The following is a 22,131-nucleotide window of genomic DNA, read 5'->3' on the forward strand; positions in this document are numbered from 1 at the left end:
AATCTGCGGCATCTCGGTCCGGATTCGTTTTTGCAGCCGAGCTCTGTCCGCGTTGTCGAATGCAAGTTGCGCTGAGAAACAAGGGCTTTCTTGCATTTCCGGCCGTGCGCGACGCCGGCTTCGAATTAATCATTCATTTACCACTTTGGACGAGAGGAGCCGCCCCAGGGCTGCGGCTCGGTAACCTCCGATTCCGGATCGCGGATTGGCGCCAATGCATGTGCAAGGTAACCGATTGCTAACCGCAAGTTGTAACGCGCCTTCCATCAGTTCTGCGCAACACTGCCACGGGGCGCGCGATCAGCTGTCTTCCATTCGTACTGACCGTTGTCGCATTCTAAAGGCACGTCGGGTGAGCAACGAGGGTGGTCATCAAGTATCGGGCGGTTCGGTCGGTTCTGCGCAAGGGGGCGGAACGGTCAAACTGCTTGCGGTGTGCGGGGTGCTGCTCGCGGCGATCGTTGCGGCCGACTTGGCGACATCGGCATGGAGTCTTCGCGAACGCGTGCTGCTTGCGATTGTCGCCGTCCTGGCCGCGGTCGCCGGACTGCTGCTGCGGCGTGACCGATTGACCGACCGGCGGCTGGCGGCCGAGCGGCGCCAGCTCTCGATTGCCGTGAACAACATTCCGCAAGGCCTTGTTCTCTATGATGCATCCGCGCGGATCATCATTTGCAACCAGCCCTATCTCGACATGTTCGGACTGTCGCCCGACGTGGCCAAGCCCGGCTGCACCATGCAGCGGCTGATCGCCCACCGGAAGGAAACCGGATCATTCGATGGCGACGTCGATGAATTCTGCACCGCGATCATCCAGACAGTGTCGCTCGGCAAGGCGACGCGGCAGTTGACGGAAGCGCCGGGTGGCCGGGCGATCGAGATCATCAATCGGCCGCTGAAGGGCGGCGGCTGGGTCGCGACCATCGAGGACATCACCGAGCGCCGGCGCGCGGACGAGAAGATCGCGCATCTGGCGCACTACGACGGGTTGACCGATCTGCCGAACCGGATCCAATTCAGTGAGCGGCTGGAACACTCACTCAGGGCGATACGGCCGGGCGAGGAACTGGCGGTGCTCTATATCGACATCGACGAGTTCAAGAGCGTCAACGACGCGCTGGGCCATCCGACCGGCGACGAACTGCTCAAGGGCGTCGCCGAGCGCCTGCGCGGTTGCCTCAAGGAAACCGATGTGGCGGCACGGCTCGGCGGCGACGAGTTCGCCGTCATTCAAACCGCTATCAAGGACCGGTCGGAAACCACTCGGCTGGTTGATGAAATCCACTCGGCGATCAGGCAGCCCCTGGACTGCATGGGGCATCTGATCACCACCGATGCCAGCATCGGAATAGCGATTGCCCCCGGCGACGGGGTGGACCTCGACCAGTTGTTGAGGAATGCGGACCTCGCGCTCTACGGCGCCAAAGCCGACGGACGGCGAACCTACCGCTTCTTCGAGGCTGGCATGGATCAGCACGCCAAAGCGCGTCGCAGCCTGGAGCTCGAGCTGCGGCAGGCGATCAGCAAAGGCGGCCTCGAGACCTACTATCAGCCGGTGGTCAACATCGAGGACGGCAAGATCAGCTCCTGCGAGGCGCTGTTGCGGTGGCGGCATCCCGAACGCGGCATGATCTCGCCGGCGGAATTCATTCCGGTCGCGGAAGACAGCGGCCTGATCAATCAGCTCGGCCTGTGGGTGCTCAATACCGCCTGCGCGGAGGCCGCCACCTGGCCGGACCATGTTCGTGTGGCGGTCAACGTCTCGCCGGTCCAGTTCCGGAGCCCGTCGCTGGCGTTGAACGTGGCGGCGGCGCTCGCGGCTTGCGGCCTTCCCGCCAGCCGGCTGGAGCTCGAGATCACCGAGGCCGTGCTCATTCGCGACGACGAGGCGGCGCTCGACATGCTGCACCAGTTGCGCAAGCTGGGCGTTCGGATCGCGCTGGACGATTTCGGCACCGGCTATTCCTCGCTCAGCTACCTGCAGCGTTTCCCGTTCGACAAGATCAAGATCGATCGCTCCTTCATCAGGGATATCGCCGGTCCCGGCGCGTCCTCGTCCATCGTCCAGGCCGTGGTGAACATCGCGGCCGCCAGCGACATGACGACGACGGCGGAGGGTGTCGAAACCGAGCAGCAGCGGAATCTGCTGTACATCCTCGGCTGCACCGAGATGCAGGGCTATTTGTTCAGCCCCGCGATACCGGCCGCCGAGGTGAGGCGGCTGTTGCTCTCGCACCGCGGCAGGGCCATGTCGGCTGCGTGAAGTCGGCTGCTTGAAACGCCGGGCGCGGCTTGCTATCCAGTTCTCCATAACAAGAAACAGGCAGGGGTGGACCGCGATGAATCGCGACAACGCATCTTGAGCGACCCGGCGCCGCGCTCCGCGCTCGCACCATTCCGTGTCAGGAACTACCGCTTTCAATGGCCGGCCGATCTGCTCACCTCGTGGGCGTTCGAGATGGAGATGCTTATTCTCGGCTGGTACGTGCTGGTCGAGACCGGGTCGGTGCTGTTGCTCACTCTGTTCGCCTCGCTCGGCTATATCGGTACGTTGGTAGCGCCGATGTTTGGCGTTGTCGGCGACCGGATCGGTCACCGCGATCTGCTGGCGATGATGCGCGCGATCTACGCGGTGCTGGCGGCCGTGCTGATGACGCTGGCGCTGTCCGGCCACCTCGCGCCGCTCTATGTCTTCATGGTCGCGGCCGTGATGGGCATCGTCCGCCCATCGGACCTCGGTGTGCGTGGCGCCTTGGTCGCGACCATCATGCCGCATGGCCAGTTGATCGGGGCGATCAGCATCTCGCGCACGACGATGGATACCGCGCGCATCGCCGGCGCGCTGAGTGGCGCCGGATTGTTTGCCGCGCTCGGCATGGGCCCGGCCTATGTGGCGATCGTCTGCCTTTATATTACCGCTACCGCGCTGACGCTGTGCATCGTGGCGCCGGCAAAGCCGCAACTCGCGGGCGAGGCTGCCAGCGAGGCGTTGCAGCGCTCGCCGCTGCGCGACCTCAAGGAGGGGGTGGCCTATGTCTGGACCACGCCGCGGATGCAGGCCGCGCTGTGGGTCGCATTCCTGGCCAACCTGACGGCGTATCCGCTCTCCAATGGCCTGCTGCCCTATATCGCCAAGGCGATCTACGGCACCAACCAGACCGGGCTTGGATATCTGTCGGCGAGTTTCGCGATCGGCTCGCTGGCCGGATCGATCGTGTTGAGCCTGATCCGCGATATCCGGGTGGCGCGGCTGATGATCGGCGCCACCGTCGTCTGGTACGCGACCTTGCTGATCTTCGTGCAGATGCAGACGGTGCCGACCGCGATCATATGCCTGGTGGTGGCGGGCTTTTCGCAAAGCCTCGCCATGATCTCGATCGCCGTCATCCTGATGCGGACCGCGAGCGAGAATTTCCGCGGCCGGGTGATGGGGGTGCGCATGATGGTGATCTATGGCCTGCCAATCGGCCTGCTGGCCGCCGGCAGCCTGATCGACGAGATCGGATTTGCGGCGACCGGAACACTCTACGCGGCGGCCGGACTCGCCTTGATGCTGGCGGTCGCGCTGCACTGGCGCGCCGATCTGTGGCACGTGCACGCGCCGGCGAATGCGCGGTGAGTTGACTGGGCAGCCGGCGGCCTCACTGAACCTTGATTTTCCCCTCCTTCAGCACCGGCTCCCACGCCTAGATGTTTGTTGACTAGACCTGATATTTTGTACAAACGTACAAAAGTCGAGAACGGAAAGCAAATGCCATGACGCGAAATCCCAACATGCGGGAAGCCATCCTGAGCGCGGCTGAACTGCTGTTCTCGACGCACGGCTTCAATGCCGTGTCGATCCGCGACATCGCGCTGGAAGCGGGCGCCAACCCGGGCAGCATCACCTATCACTTCAAGAGCAAGGACGGCTTGCTGCTTGAAATCTACAAGCGCCATTGCGGTCCCATGAACAAGCGCCGCATCGAATTGTTGGTGGCTGCAAGACGCGTACGCGACGTTCAGGACCGGCTGGAAGCGATCGTGCGGGCCTATGTGCAGCCGGCGTTTTCATCCAGCAGCGACCTCGCCGGCGGCGGGGCGCGGTTCACGCGGCTGCGGGCCGTGATGTCGGCCGAAGGCAACGCCGTGGTGGGGCGCATCATCGCGGAGATCTTCGACGACACAACCAGCGCATTTATCGAGGCTATCGAGGAAAGCCTGCCGCATCTGCCGCGGACGACGATCGTGTGGCGGTCGCAATTCCTGCTCGGCGCGCTCTATTATACCCTCGTCAATCCGGAGCGGGTCACGAGGCTGTCCCGCGGTGAAGCCGACGGCGCCGACATGGCGGAAGCGATCGAGCAAATCGTCTCGGCGACGGTCGCCTCGTTGCAGGCGTCCGACGTCGATCATATCGACGGCGCGTCACAGCTGACCAAGCCTGTTCAACCGCGCGCCGTGGCCGCCGCTCGAAAGCGGAAAGAAAATTCGGCCGATTAGGTATCGCGGAAATTATCAAGCGCGCGCCAAACTGCAGAAGGCATCATGGACAAGCCAACGATTCCTGGACCCGATCCCGATACGCGAACGCCGAAGTTCAAACTGCCGGCGCTGGCGTGTGACGCGCATACCCACATCTTTGGCCCCGGTGACAAATATCCGTACGCGCCGGGACGGCCCTATACGCCGCCCGATGCGCCGCTCGAAGATTTTCGGGCGCTGCACAAGAAGCTCGGGATCGGCCGCGCCGTCATCGTCAATGCAAGCGTGCACGGCACCGACAACCGGGTGGCGCTGGATGCCATCGCCGTGAGCAACGGGACCTTTCGCGCCGTCGCCAATATCGACGAGACCATTACCGAGCGCGGCCTTCGCGAGCTGCATGAAGGCGGTTTCCGCGGCTGCCGCTTCAACTTCGTGCGTCACCTCGGCGGAGTGCCGGACATGGCGGTCTTCCACCGCATCGTCGCGATGGTCGCGCCGCTCGGCTGGCATATCGACCTGCATTTCGATGCGATCGATCTGCCTGAATATGCCGAGATGCTGGCAAAATTGCCGGTGCGCTACACCATCGATCACATGGGGCGCGTCAAGGCATCTGACGGTCTCGACCAGCTTCCGTTCCGGACGCTGATTGACCTGATGACGCGGGACGAGAAATGCTGGGTCAAGGTGTGCGGCTGCGAGCGGGTGTCATCCGGAGGACCACCGTTCCACGACGCGGTGCCGTTCGCGCGCCGCATCGTCGAGACCGCGCCGGACCGCGTAATCTGGGGAACCGACTGGCCGCACCCCAATGTGAAGGTGATGCCCAACGACGGCGATCTGGTCGATCTCATTCCGTTGTTTGCACCGGAGCCGGAGTTGCAGCAGAAGATCCTGGTCGACAACCCGGCGCGGCTGTTCGAGTTTTGAAGGAGCACGTGCGATGGCGGACAAACGATACACCATGAGCCGGCGCGGCGCGTCGTTCGTCGGGATGGCTATGCTGGTGGCGGCATTGTTGCTGCCGCAAATCGCCGGTGCGCAGAATTATCCAAACAGGCCGGTGCGGCTGATCCTGCCGTTCGGCGCCGGCGGGGTTGCCGACGTCACGGCGCGGCTCGTTACCGAAAAACTCGGCGAAAAGCTCGGCCAGCGCTTCGTCATCGAGAACATGGCGGGCGCCGGCGGCATCAACGCCGCGCGTGCCGTGCTGTCCGCACCAGCGGACGGCTACACGCTGGCGCTGCTCTCTAACGGCACCGCGATTTCCATGTCGCTGTTCAAGAACCTGACGTTCAATCCAGTGACCGATTTCGTCCCGGTTTCGAGCATGGGCTATTTCGACTTCATCTTCGTCACCCAGGCCGGCTCGCCATATCCGACGCTGGCCGAATTCATCAAGGCGGCCAAGGCAAAACCCGGCACGCTCAATGTCGGCACCATCAATGTCGGGTCGACCCAGAACCTCGCGGCGCAATTGTTCAAATCGACCGCCGGTGTCGACGTCACCATCGTTCCGTTCCGCAGTTCGCCCGAGGTGCTGATCGCGCTCTTGCGCGGCGATATCCAGATGGCGATAGAGAACTACACTGCGGTGCAGTCGCATGTTGCCGACAAGGCGGCCATTGCGGTGTCGTCTTCGGGCACGATCCGCACCACGTTCCTGCCTGATGTGCCAACGGTGAAGGAAGTGGGAGGCGGCGATTTTGAGGCGCGGTCCTGGAATGCGATTTTTGCGCCCAAGGGCACGCCGCCAGAGGTGATCAAGACGCTCAACGCCGCGCTGCGCGAGGTGCTCGCGATGCCGGACTTAAAGAAGCGCGCGCTCGATCTCGGCATCGAGGCCAAGGCCTCTTCACCCGAGGAAATCCTCGATCGGCTCAAGGTCGATATCGACAAATGGGCCCAAGTGATCGAGCGGGCGGGAATCGCCAAACAGTAGTCACGCTGCCGGTGTGGCCGGCAATGTGCAACAAGCGAAGGAGGAAATCCCGATCATGAGCAACGCTGGCAAAACGGGTCTGGTGGTCACGGCGCATCCCGGCGATTTCGTCTGGCGCGCGGGCGGCGCGATCGCGCTGCACGCCAGGAAGGGCTATCGCATCAAGATCGCCTGCCTGTCGTTTGGCGAGCGCGGCGAAAGCCAGTTCGCCTGGAAGGAGGCGGGCGCGACAATGGAGAAGGTCAAGGCCGGACGGCGCGACGAGGCACAGCGCGCGGCGGAAATGCTGGGCGCGGAAATCGAATTCTTCGACGCCGGCGATTATCCGCTGCGGCTGACGGAAGCGCATTTCGACCGCATGGTCGATATCTACCGTGAGCTCAATCCGTCCTTCGTGCTGACCCATGCGCTGGAGGATCCCTATAATTTCGATCATCCGAATGCGGCGCACTTCGCCCAGGAAACCCGCGTGGTCGCGCAGGCGATGGGCCACAAGCCTGGCGCCAAATACACCTATTCAGCGCCGCCGGTGTTCCTGTTCGAGCCGCACCAGCCCGAGATGTGCAATTTCAAGCCGCAGGTGATCCTCAACATCGACGAGGTCTGGGACATCAAGCGCAAGACGTTCGAGATTCTCGCCGCGCAAAAGCACCTGTGGGCTTATTATGAGCGGGTCGCGTTGCAGCGGGGCGTGCAGGGCGGCCGCAATACCGGCAAGCCGATGACCTATGGTGAGGCGTATCAGCGGCTGTTCCCGATGGCGATGGAGGAACTGGCATGAAGACGGTCGTCGTCCGCAACATCAAGCGCACCGATGCTGAGTTGGTGAAACGGCTGGGCGCGCTTGGCGTCGCTACCGCACATGAGGCCTATGGCCGCTTCGGGCTGATGAAGCCGTATCTGAGGCCGGTCTGGAGCGGGGCCGAGACATCGGGCACCGCCGTGACCGTGCTGGCGCAGCCCGGCGACAACTGGATGATCCATGTCGCGGTGGAGCAGTGCCAGCCCGGCGACATCCTGGTGGTCGGCTGCACCACCGACAACACCGACGGCATGTTCGGCGATCTGCTGGCGACCTCGCTGATGGCACGCGGCGTCAAGGGGCTCGTCATCGATGCCGGCGTGCGCGACGCCAAATCGCTGCGTGAAATGGGCTTTCCGGTGTGGTCGAAGGCGATCTCGGCCAAGGGCACGGTGAAGGCGACGCTCGGCGCCGTCAATGTTCCCGTGGTCTGCGCTGGTATCAATGTCGTGCCGGGCGATGCCGTGGTCGCCGATGACGACGGTGTGGTGGTGATCGGGCGCAAGGACGCCGCCGATGTCGTCGCCAAGGGCGAGAAGCGCGTCGCCGACGAAGACGGCAAGCGCAAGCAGTTGGCGGCCGGCGTGCTCGGGCTCGACATGTACAATATGCGCGAGCCACTGGCGAAAGCCGGGCTCGTCTATGTCGATGAGCTGGAGGAAGACTGAAGTGGCGATGCGCCTGCGCACCTTGCTCGGCGATTATCCCGGCACGACCGCGCTCAAGAACGGGTCGATCAAATCCGACCTGGTTCAGTTCGATTTTGCCGACTATTCGCCGACGAACAGAGGCTTCAAGCCGATGGTCCGTGAAGCGGCGTTCGACGTCTCGGAGATGGCGATCGTCACCTATCTGATGGCGAAATCTTTCGGCAAGCCGATGGTACTGCTGCCGGATGTCGTGCTGGCGCGGTTCCAGCATGGGCATGCGCTTTACAATGCGAAGGCCGGAAAGCTCGCGCCGCGCGACCTCAATGGCAAGCGCGTCGGCATCCGCTCCTTCACCACCACGACCGGCGCGTGGCTGCGCGGCATTCTCGCCAATGATTACGGCGTCGATCTCGATTCGATCGACTGGGTGACGTTCGAGGACGCCCATGTCGCCGAATTCGTAGACACGACGAAGCGGGCGGGCGCAGGCAAGCAGATCGTGCAGATGCTGATCGATGGCGAGCTTGATGCCATGCTGGGCGAAAAATCGGACCATCCGGATTTGAAGCCGCTGTTTGCCGATGTCGCCGCGGAAGAGAAAGCCTGGTTCGAGAAACACAAGGTGGTGCCGATCAACCACATGGTGGTGGTGAGCCGGACGTTGTCCGACCAGCACCCGGATGTGGTGCGGGAGGTCCATCGGCTACTCGCCGAATCTGCTGCCGCTTCGCCCGCTGCACCGCGTTTTGACCGGGGCGAGATGCAGCGTTCGCTGGAGCTGATTATCGATTATTCCGCGCAGCAAAAACTCATTCCGCGCGCGTTTGCCGTCGATGAACTGTTCGATGATGTAACGCGCGCATTGCGCTAGAGGAGAGGTGCAATGACCCCCGAGCCGATTTTCGACCTCGCCCATCTCGGCCACATGGAATTGCTGACGCCGAAGCCGGACGAGAGCCTGAAATTCTTCGTTGACGTCATGGGCATGACGGTCAGCGGCCGGAAGGGCGAGTCGGTCTACCTGCGCGGCTGGGACGATTACGAGCGCTATTCGCTCAAGCTGACGGCCTCGAAAACATCAGGCATGGAGCACATGGCGTTGCGGGCGCGCAGCCCTCAGGCGCTGGAGCGCCGCGTCGCTGCGCTAAAAGACTCCGGCTTCGACATCGGCTGGGTCGACGGCGATATGGGGCAGGGACCGGCGTTCCGCTGCCGCGATCCCGATGGTCACATCGTCGAGCTCTATTACGAGACCGAATGGTATCAAGCACCGCCAGAACTGAAGCCGGCGCTGAAGAACCAGGCGCAGCGGTTTCCCGCGCGCGGCGTCAATGTGCGGCGGCTCGATCACCTCAATTGCCTCGCCGTCGACATCAAGGCCAACCGCCTGTTCTTCGAAAACTATCTCGGCTTGCGCACCACCGAGCAGATCGTGCTCAACGACGGCACCGAAGCCGCGATGTGGATGACGATGTCGAACAAGAGCTACGATTTTGCCTATACCCGCGATCACTACGGCAAGGCGGGCCGCTTCCATCACGTCACCTACGCGCTCGACAGCCGCGAAGAGATTTTGCGCGCCGCCGATATCTTTCTCGAAAACGGCGTCCACATCGAGACCGGCCCGCACAAGCATGCGATCCAGCAGACCTTCTTCCTCTATGTCTGGGAGCCCGGCGGCAACCGCGTCGAGGTCGCCAACGCCGGCGCCCGCCTCATCCTCGCGCCCGATTGGAAACCGATCGTCTGGACCGAGGAGGAGCGCAAGAAGGGCCAGGCCTGGGGGCTGAAGACGATCGAGTCGTTCCATACGCACGGTACGCCGCCAGTGTGAGAGGCGCACGCTGGGATCATCGATCGCGACAAAGTTACGGCGAGGGCGATCGAAAGGGCGAGCCTTGCGGCTTCGCTGTCGCGCACCATCTTGATCAGGTGGCGAAGCGGCAGTGTGGAACGGCGCGATGGCACAGCATGTGGATTTCGATTTCACCAGCGAGGCGTTTTTTCGCGATCCGCAGGCCGGCGTCGCGCAACTGCGCTCGATCGGTTCTGCCGTCGCGACGAGATTCCCGATCATAGGCCGGGTCTGGATCACCACGACCTTTGAGGCGACCGCGCGGGTGCTGAAGGACAGCACAGTGTTCACGCTGCGCAAGGAAGGCGGGGCGCTCGGCGGTGTGCCCTGGTGGATGCCGAGGCTGATCGGGAACTTGGCCAACAACATGCTGACGATGGACGAGCCGGACCACACCCGGCTGCGAAATATCGTCGATGAGGCGTTTCGCCGCCGCGCGGTGCTCGACATGGAGCCGCACATCCGTGCCATCGCCGATCGCCTCGCCGATGAATTGTTCGCCGATGGCAGCCCTGCCGATCTGGTGCAACGTTATGCGCGGATGCTGCCGCTTGCGGTAATTTGCGAGTTGCTGGGCCTGCCGCCAGCGGATCGGCCGAAGTTTATGGCCTGGGCCAATTCGATGGCGCATCTCACCAATGCACTCGGCTTTCTGTGGCTGATCGGCGGCCTCATCAAGATGCGGCGCTATCTGAAAGAGCGCTTGCGGCTGACGCGCGAGCAGGGCGGCGAAGGGTTGATCGCCGAATTGGTGCGTGTCGAGAGGGAAGGCGGACGCATCACGCCGGACGAGATGGTCTCGATGGTGTTTCTGCTGCTGGGCGCCGGTTCCGAGACCACAACCCATCTGATTAGCGGATCGGTTTTCGAACTGCTGAAGGATCCGGATCGCCGTGACTGGCTCGCCGCGGACTGGAGCCGTGCCGGGCTTGCGGTGGAGGAATTCCTGCGCTTCGTCTCGCCGGTGCAATTCTCAAAACCGCGCTACGTGCGCCAGGACGTCGATCTGGACGGCGTGAAACTGAAGAAGGGCGATCGGGTGATGGCGATGATCGTCGCCGCCAATCTGGACCCTGAGGCGAACGAGTGCCCCGAACGCCTCGATCTCGAACGGCGGCCGAACCGGCATCTCGCGTTCGGCACAGGAATTCATTTCTGCCTCGGCCACCAGCTCGCGCGGATCGAAGGAATTTGCGCACTGCAGGCGCTGTTCACGCGCTGGCCCGCACTCAAGCTGGCGGTCGAGCCCTCGCAAATTCATTGGCGGAGGCGGCCTGGCATTCGCATGATCGCGGAGCTGCCGGTTGTGGCCGGTGTGTGATGAGGGCGCGGCTGAGGGAAAGGGCCGGGAAGACTGGCTGGGGAACTAGGATTCGAACCTAGACAAACAGAGTCAGAGTCTGTTGTGCTACCGTTACACCATTCCCCATAAGTCGCTGATTTAACAACGGTTTTTCCGAAAAGTTTGCAAAATGGCTTCGAAAAATCGGTACGGTCGTATACCCGCATAGATGATATCGGTCTAGCCCTTGTTGAATCGCCCGCGAATAAACCTGCACCTAGCCGTTTTCGCAGGCTTTTCTGCTTTATTGCTCCGATATGGCATTGGTCGCCAAAGCGGATCCCTGATCTTCCTTATCTGACTCTGACTGAGTTGAACTAGCTAGCCTATCGCGTCAGTCGCTCCGTTTGGCCGTCGCACTTCGCGTTGGCCGCCGCGATTCGGGTAATGAGCGGTTACGGAATGTCCGGCCTTCAGGGTAAAACGCGTAGACGTGGGCGGATGTCCGGTTTTTAACCTGCCGCGCCTCAACTAACGCCCAATCTCAAAATCTTCAGTTCAGTCCGCTGGTCAATATTCTCTCTTGATGTTGCGGTGCAGCGAAGGCATTATCCAAGCCTCGTCGGACCCGATGTGATCGGGTGGCTCGGCCGGGCGCCTATCCCCCGGAAACCCCTCAGCGAATCGCGATCTGCCTAATTCAAGGCCGACCGGGCATTGCCCGTCGCCTCGCTGGTCATATTGGTTCTAGAAAAATGAGATTCCTCCAATCGTTGCGCCGCGAGTGGCTGACGAACATCCCAACGGAACTGCTGTCAGGCGTGCTCGTCGCACTGGCGCTTATCCCAGAGGCAATCGGGTTCTCTATTGTGGCCGGTGTTGATCCTAAGGTCGGCCTCTACGCCTCCTTCTCGATTGCGTGCGTAACCGCCATCGTAGGTGGCCGACCGGCCATGATCTCGGCGGCAACCGCCTCTACTGCCGTTCTCATGATCACGCTGGTGCGAGACCACGGCCTGCAATATCTGTTCGCAGCCACGGTCCTCATGGGTGTGATCCAGATAGTGGCCGGAGCCTTGCGCCTCGGTCTGCTAATGAAGTTTGTATCGCGCTCGGTGATGACTGGCTTCGTCAATGCGCTTGCCATCCTGATCTTCCTGGCCCAGTTGCCGCAGCTGATGCATGTCGGTTGGGAAACCTATGCGATGGTCGGCGTCGGCCTCGCGATCATCTATCTTTTCCCGTATGTCACGAAGCGGGTGCCGTCGGCGCTTGTCAGCATCGTGGTCCTGACTGGCTTCGCGATCTATTCCGGCATCGAGCTGCGCACCGTCGGAGATATGGGTGAATTGCCGTCAAGCCTTCCGTTCTTCGCGGTGCCTGACGTCCCGCTCAATCTGGAGACGCTGAAGATCATCCTGCCTTATTCGCTGACGATGGCTGCCGTGGGATTGCTGGAGAGCCTTCTGACCGCTTCGATCGTGGATGACATGACCGACACGGGCAGCAACAAGAACAGGGAATGCGTCGGCCAGGGCGTCGCCAACTTCGTCACGGGCTTCCTGGGCGCGATGGGCGGGTGTGCGATGATCGGCCAATCGGTGATCAATGTCACCGCCGGTGCCCGGACGAGACTTTCGACATTCTTCGCCGGTGCATTCCTGCTGTTCCTGATTGTCGTTCTGGGCGATTGGGTCAAGCAAATCCCGATGGCGGCGCTGGTCGCTGTGATGATCATGGTCTCGATCAGCACCTTCAACTGGTCGTCCGTCACCAACTTGCGGTCGCACCCGTTGAGTTCAAGCGTGGTGATGCTGGCGACCGTCGTGGTTGTGGTGGCCACCGGCGACCTTTCGATGGGTGTTCTCACCGGCGTCGTCCTGAGCGGTGTCTTCTTTGCCGCAAAGGTTGCGCGGTTGCTCGGGATCGTCACCGAACTGTCAGAAGACGGCCAGGAGATTACCTATTTTGTAACCGGGCAGGTGTTTTTCGCGTCCTCCAATAGCCTTGTCGATGCCTTTGATTACCAGGATGTCCCCGAGCACGTCCGCATTGACGTGAGCGACGCGCATTTCTGGGACATCACCGCAATCGGCGCGCTAGACGATATAGTTCTGAAGCTTCGCCGCCACGGAGCGCATGTTGAAGTGATCGGCCTGAACGAGGCGAGCGCGACTATGGTCGAGCGGTTCGGCACTCACCACAAGCCAAAGTCGAGTCAGAAGTTAGCGCACTGACAATGGTCGCGCCAACTCTCCGCTTTCGGGAATCAAACCTAGGAGGCTACAGGCCCTTAAGCCGTTTCTCGATCAACCATAAGCAGCAGACAAAAGTCAGATGGGCCGAACTGGTGCCCGGCCGAGTCTGTAATATGAACCCGCCAGCCAAGGCGTTCGAGCAGACGAGCCTTGTCGATCGCCGCATCGGGGCTGATGCGAATAGTGACGACGCTTTGTCCGTCTCGTGATGCGTGAATGGCGTAAGTCATGGCATCCTCGCCGGACACAAAGTTGTTGAGCGAGCGCCTAAATTGGGTTGCTGACCGGTACTGGTTGGGGCTTTGCTGTTCAAAGTACGTCAGCCAGGGATTGCCCGTGGAGGTCTATGTTGAGGCCCTGCAAGCCTTGGTCGCTGATTTCGCCCCCCATTGCTTTCAGGCTTTCCTCGCGGATCAACGACATCAGGCCGCGTCTCAGGGCAAGGAATTCCGACGACATCATCATCGACTGCTGACGAGGCCGTTCCAGCGGGATGGGAATTTCCGCCTTGATGGAGCCGGGGCGAGCCGTCATGCAATAGACGCGGTCGGAAAGGAAGATCGCTTCGTCGATATCATGGGTCACGAACAGGACTGAGATTTTCAGCCGTTGCCACATGTTATTGAGGATTTGCTGCATGATGACCCGCGTCTGCGCATCCAGGGCGCCGAAGGGCTCATCGAGTAGAAGAACTTTCGGCCCCGTCGCCAAGGCTCGCACAATACCAACGCGTTGCTTCATACCGCCGGAAAGGCGGTCTGGGTAATGCTTTCCGAACGCTTCAAGGCCGGCCAGTCCGAGCAGGGTGCGAGCAGCTCTATCACGACGGGAACGGTCCATGCCGCGCATCTTCAGTCCGAATTCGACGTTCTCCCGGACCGTTTTCCAGGGGAAAAGCGAGTACTGCTGGAAGACCATTCCGCGCTCGGCGCTCGGACCCTTTACCTCTTCTCCGTCGACCGTGACCGTTCCCGCGGTAGGCTTCAGGAAGCCCGCGACCGCGTTCAATAGCGTGGATTTTCCGCAACCTGATGGGCCGACGATCGAGACGAATTCGCCCGGCTTGACATCGATCTGTGTGTCCGTAACGGCGGCGACGGGCCCGTCAATCGTTTCATAGCTGAGCGCGAAGTTCTTGACCTCAATGTGGCCTTCGGCCGCTCTTGCCTCGACCAGACTCATGTGCGCCCCCACGGCATTGCGAGCCGGCCGGCGGACCGGATCAGCAGACTGGACGTTAGACCGAGCACGCCGATCGCGATCATGCCGAGTGCGATGTCGGCGTACTGGACCAGCGAATAGGCTTCCCAGGTGAAATAGCCGATGCCGTACTGGCCGGAGATCATCTCGGCGGCGATCAGCGAAACCCACGCAACGCCCATTCCGACGGTAAGTCCGGTAAAAATGTGTGGAAGCGAAGCCGGAAAATATACCTCGCGAAAGATCGAGGCTTCCCGGGCCCCGAGGCATCGCGCGGCCCGGACCAGAACCGGATCGACCAGAACCATGCCGTGCAGCGTGTTCACCAGGATCGGAAAGAACGAGCCGAGGAAGGTGATGAAGACGATGCTCTGTTCGTTGGTCGGCCACAGCATGATCGCCATCGGTACCCAGGCGATCGCAGGAATCGGACGAAGCACTTCGGCAACCGGGAATACTATTTCATGGATCAGCTTGAAGCGGCCCATGACGAGACCGAGCGGTATCGCGACAAGTGCCGCCAGTGAGAAGCCGAATATGATTCGGCGGCAGCTCAGCAGAACATGCATCAGGAATTTGGGGTCATGGATTGCTGTCGTGAAGCTTTCGTAGACGGCAAGTGGGGAAGGGACGTTGGTGAACCGTACGAAAAACACGACGCGATACTTTGTCAGGAGGTGCCAGAGAATCAGAAATGCGACCAGGGAAAGGGCGCCGATCAGCGTAGCGCGTAGACGACCCTTGTTGAGCCGGAACCAGCGCGCAGCCAGGGCGCCGATCGTGACGGGATTGTTGACCGGTTCAGCGGCGGGCGCCCGTTCGGCCGCGATCGCGGGTGTTTCGCGTTCCGTCGGATGCAGCGCATGCGCAGGACTACTGCTCATGTCTTGCCTCCGCCCACGGCCGACTTCACCGCCTCCTCGAAGCCGAGAACCTTGCCATTGTTTTTGGCGGCGTAAGCTTCGGCGTCCTTCTTCAGCAGGAACGGCGCGATATCGCCGCCGGCGACCGCAAAGAAGGCCTGGTCGGCGAACAATTTGATGCCGCGCGCCGTGTCGAAGACGTAAGTGACGTTGATCTTCTTTCCCTTGGTTTTGAAATCCGCGTAGGCGCCGAGCGTGCAGGTGGCGCTGCTGAACGGAAGGATGCCTTCATCTTCGACCCACACTTCGCCGGACTTGCGCGGATCCGAGATAGGCTTCTTGCAGAACTTGTCGTCGCCCGAAATCTCGTAGTTCTTGGTGCTGGCGAGTTGGGCATCATAGTCCAGCTTCATATCGGCATAGGCTTTGCGGATGAAAGAGTCGTCGACCCATTTCTTCGGATCGAATTCCTTCATTCGTCCAAGGTTCTGCAGCACCTTGACATCGACTTCCGCCGCGTCGATCAGGGCTGGTTTGATGGTGGGATCGGTGGTCATGTTGCCGCTCGGACCGAGGAAGATGTAGACGACTTCCTTGCTGATGCCGGTCCATTCCGCGACTTTTTCCGCCGCCAGTTTGGGATCGGCGCGGAGCCACTGGTTGGCGGCGATGATCGCTTTCATGTAGGCGACCACGACCTCCGGATACTTCTCGGCGAAGTCGGTGCGGACCACGACGCCGTGCCAGGTCGGCAGGTTCGTCTCCACGCCGTCGAAGATCTTGCGGGCAAATCCGCGAAACGGCAGCAGTTCGGCAAACGGGACAAAGTCAGCGTGGGCGTCGATCTTCTTCTCCTGAAGATTCGTCGAACCAACTTCAGGACTTTGACTGACCAACTGGAAGAAATCCGCCGGATAGCCCCGGTCCTGCATCGCCTTCAGCATCATGCCATGAGCGGCCGACCCAAAGGGGACGCTGACCAAGTTACCCTTGAGGTCCGCGAACTCGTAATACGGCGAGTCCTTATGGACGACGAGACCATTGCCAGAGCCGGACATGCTGTAAGCCGCGACGGCGATCAGGCGGCTTTTGCTTTCAGGGTTTTTCTCAAACGTGAAACCGTTGACGACGAGCGGATAGTCTCCCATGGCACCGAATTGCAGCTTGTTGGCCATCATACCGTTGGTGACGGGAGGACCCGAGGTGAAGTTCTGCCATTCGAGCTCGAACTTGATTTTGGCATACTTGCCGTCCGTCGGAAGGTACTTCTCCAGGAGGCGCAGTTGGCGGATGACGATGCCGGTCGTCACGGTGTTGGTCGTGGTATCCTGGGTGCCGATGCCGATTGTGACCGTTTCGCCTCTGGCCGGCTGCGCGAGAGCCAAAGCCACGGACGCTATGGATAGCGCTATCGAGATTGATTGGACTTGGCGGACCATGTTCATCCCCATTCGGTTGGAAGCACTGCACACATGATTGGTTGGGCCAGCGTTCCAGGCAAATGCGGACTTGGCATCGGAGTAGATTAGTTGCCGTTAAAGGCCGGTTGCATGCTCGTTGGGCAGTTTTGCTCTGCAAAGCCGCTTACGTGTGCATTCAAGCTCAATCCGATGCCTGACCGCGCATTTCTTCCAGAATATTTGGCAGGCAGACGACGATCTGCGACCGTTTCGTCAGCACAATCCGCTTTTTTTGCATTCGCTTGAGACTGATCGTCACCCATTGCCGGGTCGCCCCTACCATGTGCGCCAGGTCGGCGTGGGTGAAAGCTGCGGCGATAACGACTCCATCGGGATCCTCGACGCCGTATAGATCCATGAGGTGCAACAGGAGATGCGCGAGCCGCTGCGTAATCGAGCGCGTCCCCAGCATCTGGGCGAGCGCTGAATAGCATTTGCCCTTGAACGCGAGCCCCTCGATCAGCCCAATCGCGAGATTGGGAATTTCAATTGCGAGCGTTCGCAGTTCCTTCCCGGGAAGCTGCACGATGCTGCAATTGCTGGAGGCGACGCCGGACCACTGATGAATGCCGGTGTCGAAAACCTCCGGCCCGCCCACAAAATTGCCCGCATGCCAATAAGCGAGGGTGATCTCGCGTCCGAGCGGTGAAGAATAAAATACGCGGATTCGGCCGCTTTCGATCAGGAAGATGCCGTCATGCTTCGCGCCCTGACTGAAGATAGTCTGCCCCCGACTGAGGACCTTTCGGCGCCCTTGTTTCAGGACGATCTCCCGCTCGCGTATCGTCAGCTTTTCCATCAGGGACGGCGGACCGCCCATCAATTGCTGGTTCTCGGAAAGAAGCAGGGATGAGGTTGATTTCGTCGCCGCAGCCGCGGCCGAAGGCGAGCGTCCGCTCACCACATTTCCAGCCTGCAACAACATTGCCGGTCTCCAGACCATTTAAGAACTGATCTAAAAAGCAGCAATCTTCGTGCCAGATTGATCGTTGCCGCCAAAGACGCGGACGAAAAACCCAAACAGAATCAAGGCTCAGCCAATTTGGCCAAATAGCTTTTGGGGTAGATGCCCCGGTTGTGTCCGTCCGAGAACGAAATATTCAGACCGTAGCCGAGGTCAGCGACCTCCACGATGGCGATCCCAGGGAAACGTTCGGGGAAGCGTTCGTCGAAGCGCGCGCGGGTGCAATGCGCGCATTTGCAGGATAGCCGAAGCTTCTCCGCTGTAAGAGTCACCCGAGATTCGCCGTTTGCAATCATGGATATTGAGGCGAGATCGGCGCTTATCTCGCAACTCGCTCCTTCTGCGGCAATCGGTGGTGACATCGACATCGGCAAATCCATCCTCGGACAGGCTACTTTCCGAGTGATCGCACAGATAGCAACTAATTGCCGGCGTGCGCCGAATCTCGGTTTTGGAAATTACTTGCTTGTCTCGCGTCAGTATCGCGAACACCACTTCGCGAACATCGCGCGGGGTAGGATAATGTTGCACCGGTCGGGAGGGATCATTGAACCGAGCTGGCTTTGGAGGGATATTCCGGGTATCGCCCTCTGCGCGCTTATCGCCTGCGCTGCGACCTGGATGGCGCTTCTGGCCGGGTCTGCTGTCATCTGGGGCTTGATCTTCGGCCTCGTCCTTGCCGCGATCTGGTCGCCCCCGGCACTGTTTCAAACGGGCATTTCGTTTGCTGTCAGGCAGGTGATGCGGATCGGCGTCGCGCTGCTCGGATTTCAGATTTCGCTCGCGACCTTGCAGATACTCGACATGGCCGACGTCGCCGCCCTCGCGATCAATGTGGCGATCGTCCTGGTCGCAGGTTGGCTCCTGGGCCCGATGCTCGGAATCACAAGGGAGTTGTCGTTGGTCGCGGCCGCTTCGGTCGCCATTTGCGGCGCATCGGCTGCCGCCGCCGTGGCGTGTGTAGTCATGCGTAACGATTCGGCCAATCGAGATGTTGCCTGCACTATTGGCGCTGTCAGCATCATATCGTCCGTGGCGATGATCCTATATCCGCTCCTGGTTCACATGGCCGGACTCGGCTCGGCCGCAGGCGGCATTTTTCTCGGCGGAAGTATTCACGAAGTGGCCCACGCGGTTGCTGCCGGCTACAGCGTCAATCCCGATACCGGCGATATGGCCACGGTGACAAAGCTCCTACGTGTGGCGCTTCTCGCACCAGTGTGCATCGCTATATCCTTCATCGCAACGGGTAGCCGTGCTTCGCAAAAGCCATCTTTGCCGTTGCCGCCAGCTTTTTTGGTCGGTTTTGTTGTGGCTGCGTTACTCAATGCTTCGGGGCTTGTCCCGCGCGAACTGTCTCAGGTGACCACGCCGCTATCGCGTTTCTGCCTCGTCACGTCGATGGCGGCGATCGGATTGACGTTGCCATGGAGAAGCATCCGCGCCTTCGGCTTGAAACCCATCATGCTTCTGTTGATTCTTTCCGCGATCCTGATCGGGTTGTCGTTAACGTACGTTAAGTATCATTCGTTCTGATGAAGCCCGCGCGAAAAATTAGAAACTAATCGACCAAGAATTGAAGTCCGTCGTTGCGAGATTTTCGCTTCTCACCCAACGTTCCATCGTCGCGCAGACATGCGCTTTTTGGCGATCGAGCGATCGAAGGAGGAGAAGGACGATGAGCGCTTTTCAGAAGGAAACGGTTCTGTCGGTGAAACACTGGACCGATTCACTGTTCAGCTTTACGGCTACGCGCGATCCGGGCTTTCGCTTCCAGAATGGGCAATTCGCCATGATCGGACTGGAGGTCGATGGACGGCCACTTGTCCGCGCCTACAGCATGGCGAGCGCCAATCATGAGGACGCCCTCGAATTCTTCAGCATTAAGGTAAGTGATGGACCGCTGACCTCGCGCCTGCAGAAGATCAAGGAGGGCGACATCATTCTCGTCGGCCGCAAGCCAACCGGCACACTCATCATCGCAAATCTCATACCGGGAAAGCGGCTGCTGCTGCTTTCGACCGGTACCGGCATCGCGCCGTTCGCCAGCCTCATCAAGGATCCCGATGTCTATGAGTCCTACGAGACGATCATTCTCGCCCATGGCTGCCGCCAGGTTTCCGAATTGGCTTACGGTGAGCGCCTGGTGGAGAAGCTTCGACAGGACGAGCTGTTCGGATCGCTCCTCGCCGGCAAGCTCATCTATTATCCAACCGTGACCCGGGAGCCTTTCCGCAACCGTGGCCGCATCACCGACCTGATCGAATCAGGTCAGCTCTTCAACGACGTGCGACTTCCCGTGCTGGACCAGGAGACCGACCGCATCATGTTGTGCGGAAGCCCCGGCATGCTGGAGGAACTCCGCGTGATGTTCACGGGGCGGGGTTTTGTCGAAGGCAATCACAGTGAGGCGGGGCACTTCGTGATCGAGAAAGCCTTCGTCGAACGATAATGGTCGCGTCTGCCTCTTTGTTGTTCAAGAGCTGACTTCGATTTCGGCAGCAGGCCCAAACATTGGGTTTCTCTCTCCGGCGACAACTAATTGCTATCGTCGAGGGGCCAACCGAACAAATCTAGCGCTAAGACGGCGAAAACGCCGAACCAGGAGCGAGTGATGGCAATGGATGAGATCGTCGACGGGCTTTCGGAAGTTTCCTGCGATGTGCTCGTTATCGGCGGCGGTACGGCCGGGCCGATGGCTGCACTCAAGGCCAAGCTGAAAAATCCCAAAGCGAATGTCGTTCTGCTCGAAAAGGCGAACGTCAAGCGGTCGGGCGCTATCTCGATGGGGATGGATGGGTTGAACAACGCCGTCATTCCCGGTTACGCAACGCCGGAGCAATACACCAAGGAAATAACCATCGCGAACGACGGCATTGTCGATCAGAAGGCGGTCTACAAGTACGCCCAGAATTGCTACAAGATCATCGAGGAGCTCGACAGCTTCGGCATCCGTTTTCTGAAGAACGAGAACGGCGATTACGCGGTCAAGAAGGTGCACCACATCGGCACCTATGTGCTGCCGATGCCGAACGGCGAGACGGTGAAGAAGGCGATCTACCGGCAGCTCCGGCGCGCGAGAATCCTGATCTCGAACCGGTATATGGCGACGCGCCTGCTGACGTCGAGCGACGGGCGCGTGGCAGGGGCCATCAGCGTCAACACCCGCACGGCGGAAATCCTGGTCATCAAGGCCAAGGCCGTCATACTCTGCATGGGTGCCGCAGGGCGCCTAGGCCTTCCGACCTCCGGCTACATGTTCGGAACATACGAGAATGCCGCCAATTCAGGCGACGGCTACGCGATGGCCTATCATGCCGGCGCGGCACTCGCGAACCTCGAATGCTTCCAGATCAATCCGCTGATCAAGGATTACAACGGACCGGCCTGCGCCTATGTCGCTGGTCCCTTCGGTGCGTTCACCGCCAACAACGAAGGATCGCGCTTCATCGAATGCGATTATTGGTCGGGCCAGATGATGCTGGAATTCTACAACGAATTGCTGTCCGGCAAGGGACCGGTGTTCCTTCAGCTCTCGCATCTTCACGAGAAGACGATCGAGGAAATCGAGTCCACGCTCCACAAGGTCGAGCGCCCGACACGCGGGCTGTTCCAGAAGGGACGGGGTACCGACTACCGGACAGAATCGATTGAGATGCACATTTCCGAGATCGGGTTCTGTTCAGGACATAGCGCGTCCGGTGTGTTCGTCGATGATTTTGCGCGCACGACCGTGCCCGGCCTCTATGCCGCCGGCGATATGGCCAGCGTGCCTCACAACTACATGCTCGGCGCTTTTACCAACGGCTCGGTCGCGGGCACCGACGCGATGGAATTCGCGGACAATCACGACTTCGCCACGTTCGATGCCGCTGACGTGGCCAAGGAGCGCGACCGTGTGATGGCGCCGACCAAGCGGGAAGACGGCATCCCGCCGAACCAGATCGAATACAAGGCCCGTCGCCTCGTGAATGATTATCTGCAGCCGCCGAAGGTCACGCGCAAGTTCGAACTCGGTCAGCGCCGGTTGGCGGAGGTTCGTGAGGATATGGAGCAGCAGATGATCGCGCGCAACTCGCACGAACTGCTGCGCGCGCTCGAGACCCAGTCGATACTGGATTGTGCCGACATGGCCGCCCACGCCACGCTCTACCGCGAGGAAAGCCGCTGGGGCCTCTATCACCTTCGTACCGATTTCCCGGAGAAGGACAACGAGAACTGGTTCTGCCACACGCTTCTCAGCAAGAAGGACGGCAGGATGACCAGCGAGAAGCGGGATGTGGAGCCATACGTCGTGCCGATCGCCGACGAAGAGAAGGATCTCTACGACAAGCAGCGCATCCGCGCCAGCGCGTAACGGCCCTGCAACGAAGCAACAGGAGATTATC

Annotated in this window: 19 protein-coding genes, 1 tRNA gene, 1 pseudogene and 1 other annotated feature; of the genes and pseudogenes, 14 read left to right on the top strand and 7 right to left on the bottom strand. The window is 60.6% G+C overall.

Features of this window, described 5'->3' with window-relative positions; translation table 11 throughout:
* Nucleotides 1-511: 511 nt before the first annotated feature.
* From V1279_RS11495 to V1279_RS11540, 10 genes and pseudogenes are all read left to right on the top strand, one after another.
* Nucleotides 512-2,263: pseudogene (locus V1279_RS11495) on the top strand (EAL domain-containing protein); the annotation flags it as partial.
* 96 nt (nt 2,264-2,359) lie between these two features.
* Nucleotides 2,360-3,619 carry an MFS transporter gene (locus V1279_RS11500; protein WP_334435517.1) on the top strand — a complete coding sequence of 420 codons (1,260 nt, stop codon included), beginning with the start codon at nt 2,360-2,362 and terminating at the stop codon, nt 3,617-3,619.
* A 137-nt stretch (nt 3,620-3,756) separates the two neighbouring features.
* Entirely contained in the window at nt 3,757-4,482 is a 726-nt protein-coding gene (locus V1279_RS11505; RefSeq protein ID WP_334435520.1) for a TetR/AcrR family transcriptional regulator, read from the top strand.
* 45 nt (nt 4,483-4,527) lie between these two features.
* Nucleotides 4,528-5,397, top strand: coding sequence for an amidohydrolase family protein (locus tag V1279_RS11510; protein ID WP_334435523.1), 870 nt, complete (start codon nt 4,528-4,530; stop codon nt 5,395-5,397).
* 13 nt (nt 5,398-5,410) lie between these two features.
* A complete protein-coding gene (locus V1279_RS11515) occupies nt 5,411-6,409 on the top strand; it encodes a Bug family tripartite tricarboxylate transporter substrate binding protein (protein ID WP_334435526.1) in 999 nt (332 codons plus the stop codon).
* Between the two features lie 55 nt (nt 6,410-6,464).
* On the top strand, nt 6,465-7,190 hold the full coding sequence (locus V1279_RS11520) for a PIG-L deacetylase family protein (RefSeq protein ID WP_334435529.1): 726 nt from the start codon (nt 6,465-6,467) through the stop codon (nt 7,188-7,190).
* Nucleotides 7,187-7,879: a 4-carboxy-4-hydroxy-2-oxoadipate aldolase/oxaloacetate decarboxylase gene (locus V1279_RS11525; protein WP_334435532.1), complete on the top strand. Its 693-nt coding sequence runs from the start codon at nt 7,187-7,189 to the stop codon at nt 7,877-7,879. Before V1279_RS11520 ends, V1279_RS11525 begins: the two co-directional genes overlap by 4 nt.
* 7 nt (nt 7,880-7,886) lie before the next feature.
* On the top strand, nt 7,887-8,732 hold the full coding sequence (locus tag V1279_RS11530; RefSeq protein ID WP_334446334.1) for a hypothetical protein: 846 nt from the start codon (nt 7,887-7,889) through the stop codon (nt 8,730-8,732).
* A 12-nt stretch (nt 8,733-8,744) separates the two neighbouring features.
* Complete coding sequence (locus tag V1279_RS11535) at nt 8,745-9,695, top strand: catechol 2,3-dioxygenase (protein ID WP_334435535.1); 951 nt, start codon at nt 8,745-8,747, stop codon at nt 9,693-9,695.
* A 127-nt stretch (nt 9,696-9,822) separates the two neighbouring features.
* On the top strand, nt 9,823-11,037 hold the full coding sequence (locus tag V1279_RS11540; protein ID WP_334435538.1) for a cytochrome P450: 1,215 nt from the start codon (nt 9,823-9,825) through the stop codon (nt 11,035-11,037).
* A gap of 34 nt (nt 11,038-11,071) precedes the next feature.
* Here V1279_RS11540 and V1279_RS11545 read toward each other — a convergent pair.
* Nucleotides 11,072-11,145 (bottom strand) — tRNA-Gln (locus V1279_RS11545).
* 474 nt (nt 11,146-11,619) lie between these two features.
* Nucleotides 11,620-11,673 (top strand) — a sequence feature (sul1 is cis-regulatory element that is thought to sense ions involved in sulfur or methionine metabolism; They are found in Alphaproteobacteria).
* An 80-nt stretch (nt 11,674-11,753) separates the two neighbouring features.
* Here V1279_RS11545 and V1279_RS11550 point away from each other — a divergent pair.
* Entirely contained in the window at nt 11,754-13,235 is a 1,482-nt protein-coding gene (locus tag V1279_RS11550; protein WP_334446336.1) for a SulP family inorganic anion transporter, read from the top strand.
* A gap of 56 nt (nt 13,236-13,291) precedes the next feature.
* On the opposite strand, the gene V1279_RS11555 is transcribed toward V1279_RS11550, so the two are convergent.
* The 6 genes from V1279_RS11555 to V1279_RS11580 all read right to left on the bottom strand — a co-directional run bounded on the left by V1279_RS11555 (nt 13,292) and on the right by V1279_RS11580 (nt 18,111).
* The gene (locus tag V1279_RS11555; RefSeq protein WP_334435541.1) at nt 13,292-13,486 is read right to left on the bottom strand and encodes a hypothetical protein; all 195 of its coding nucleotides are present in this window, start codon (nt 13,484-13,486) and stop codon (nt 13,292-13,294) included.
* Nucleotides 13,487-13,565: 79 nt separating this feature from the next.
* Nucleotides 13,566-14,438: an ABC transporter ATP-binding protein gene (locus V1279_RS11560; protein WP_334435544.1), complete on the bottom strand. Its 873-nt coding sequence runs from the start codon at nt 14,436-14,438 to the stop codon at nt 13,566-13,568.
* Complete coding sequence (locus V1279_RS11565; protein WP_334435547.1) at nt 14,435-15,340, bottom strand: ABC transporter permease; 906 nt, start codon at nt 15,338-15,340, stop codon at nt 14,435-14,437. The genes V1279_RS11560 and V1279_RS11565 overlap by 4 nt, the downstream gene beginning before the upstream one ends.
* Complete coding sequence (locus tag V1279_RS11570) at nt 15,337-16,758, bottom strand: ABC transporter substrate-binding protein (protein WP_334435550.1); 1,422 nt, start codon at nt 16,756-16,758, stop codon at nt 15,337-15,339. The genes V1279_RS11565 and V1279_RS11570 overlap by 4 nt, the downstream gene beginning before the upstream one ends.
* Before the next feature lie 163 nt (nt 16,759-16,921).
* Nucleotides 16,922-17,704, bottom strand: a complete 783-nt coding sequence (locus tag V1279_RS11575; protein WP_334435553.1) for a Crp/Fnr family transcriptional regulator — start codon at nt 17,702-17,704, stop codon at nt 16,922-16,924.
* A gap of 101 nt (nt 17,705-17,805) precedes the next feature.
* Nucleotides 17,806-18,111 carry a gamma-butyrobetaine hydroxylase-like domain-containing protein gene (locus V1279_RS11580; protein WP_334435555.1) on the bottom strand — a complete coding sequence of 102 codons (306 nt, stop codon included), beginning with the start codon at nt 18,109-18,111 and terminating at the stop codon, nt 17,806-17,808.
* On the opposite strand from V1279_RS11580, the gene V1279_RS11585 reads away from it, so the two are divergent.
* From V1279_RS11585 to V1279_RS11595, 3 genes are all read left to right on the top strand, one after another.
* Nucleotides 18,038-19,279: a YeiH family protein gene (locus tag V1279_RS11585; protein ID WP_334435557.1), complete on the top strand. Its 1,242-nt coding sequence runs from the start codon at nt 18,038-18,040 to the stop codon at nt 19,277-19,279. The genes V1279_RS11580 and V1279_RS11585 overlap by 74 nt on opposite strands.
* A 142-nt stretch (nt 19,280-19,421) precedes the next feature.
* The gene (locus V1279_RS11590; protein WP_334435559.1) at nt 19,422-20,195 is read left to right on the top strand and encodes a ferredoxin--NADP reductase; all 774 of its coding nucleotides are present in this window, start codon (nt 19,422-19,424) and stop codon (nt 20,193-20,195) included.
* Between the two features lie 162 nt (nt 20,196-20,357).
* Nucleotides 20,358-22,100, top strand: a complete 1,743-nt coding sequence (locus tag V1279_RS11595; protein WP_334435562.1) for a fumarate reductase/succinate dehydrogenase flavoprotein subunit — start codon at nt 20,358-20,360, stop codon at nt 22,098-22,100.
* The last annotated feature ends 31 nt before the right edge of the window (nt 22,101-22,131 follow it).

Source organism: Bradyrhizobium sp. AZCC 1610 (assembly GCF_036924515.1).
Lineage (GTDB): Bacteria > Pseudomonadota > Alphaproteobacteria > Rhizobiales > Xanthobacteraceae > Bradyrhizobium.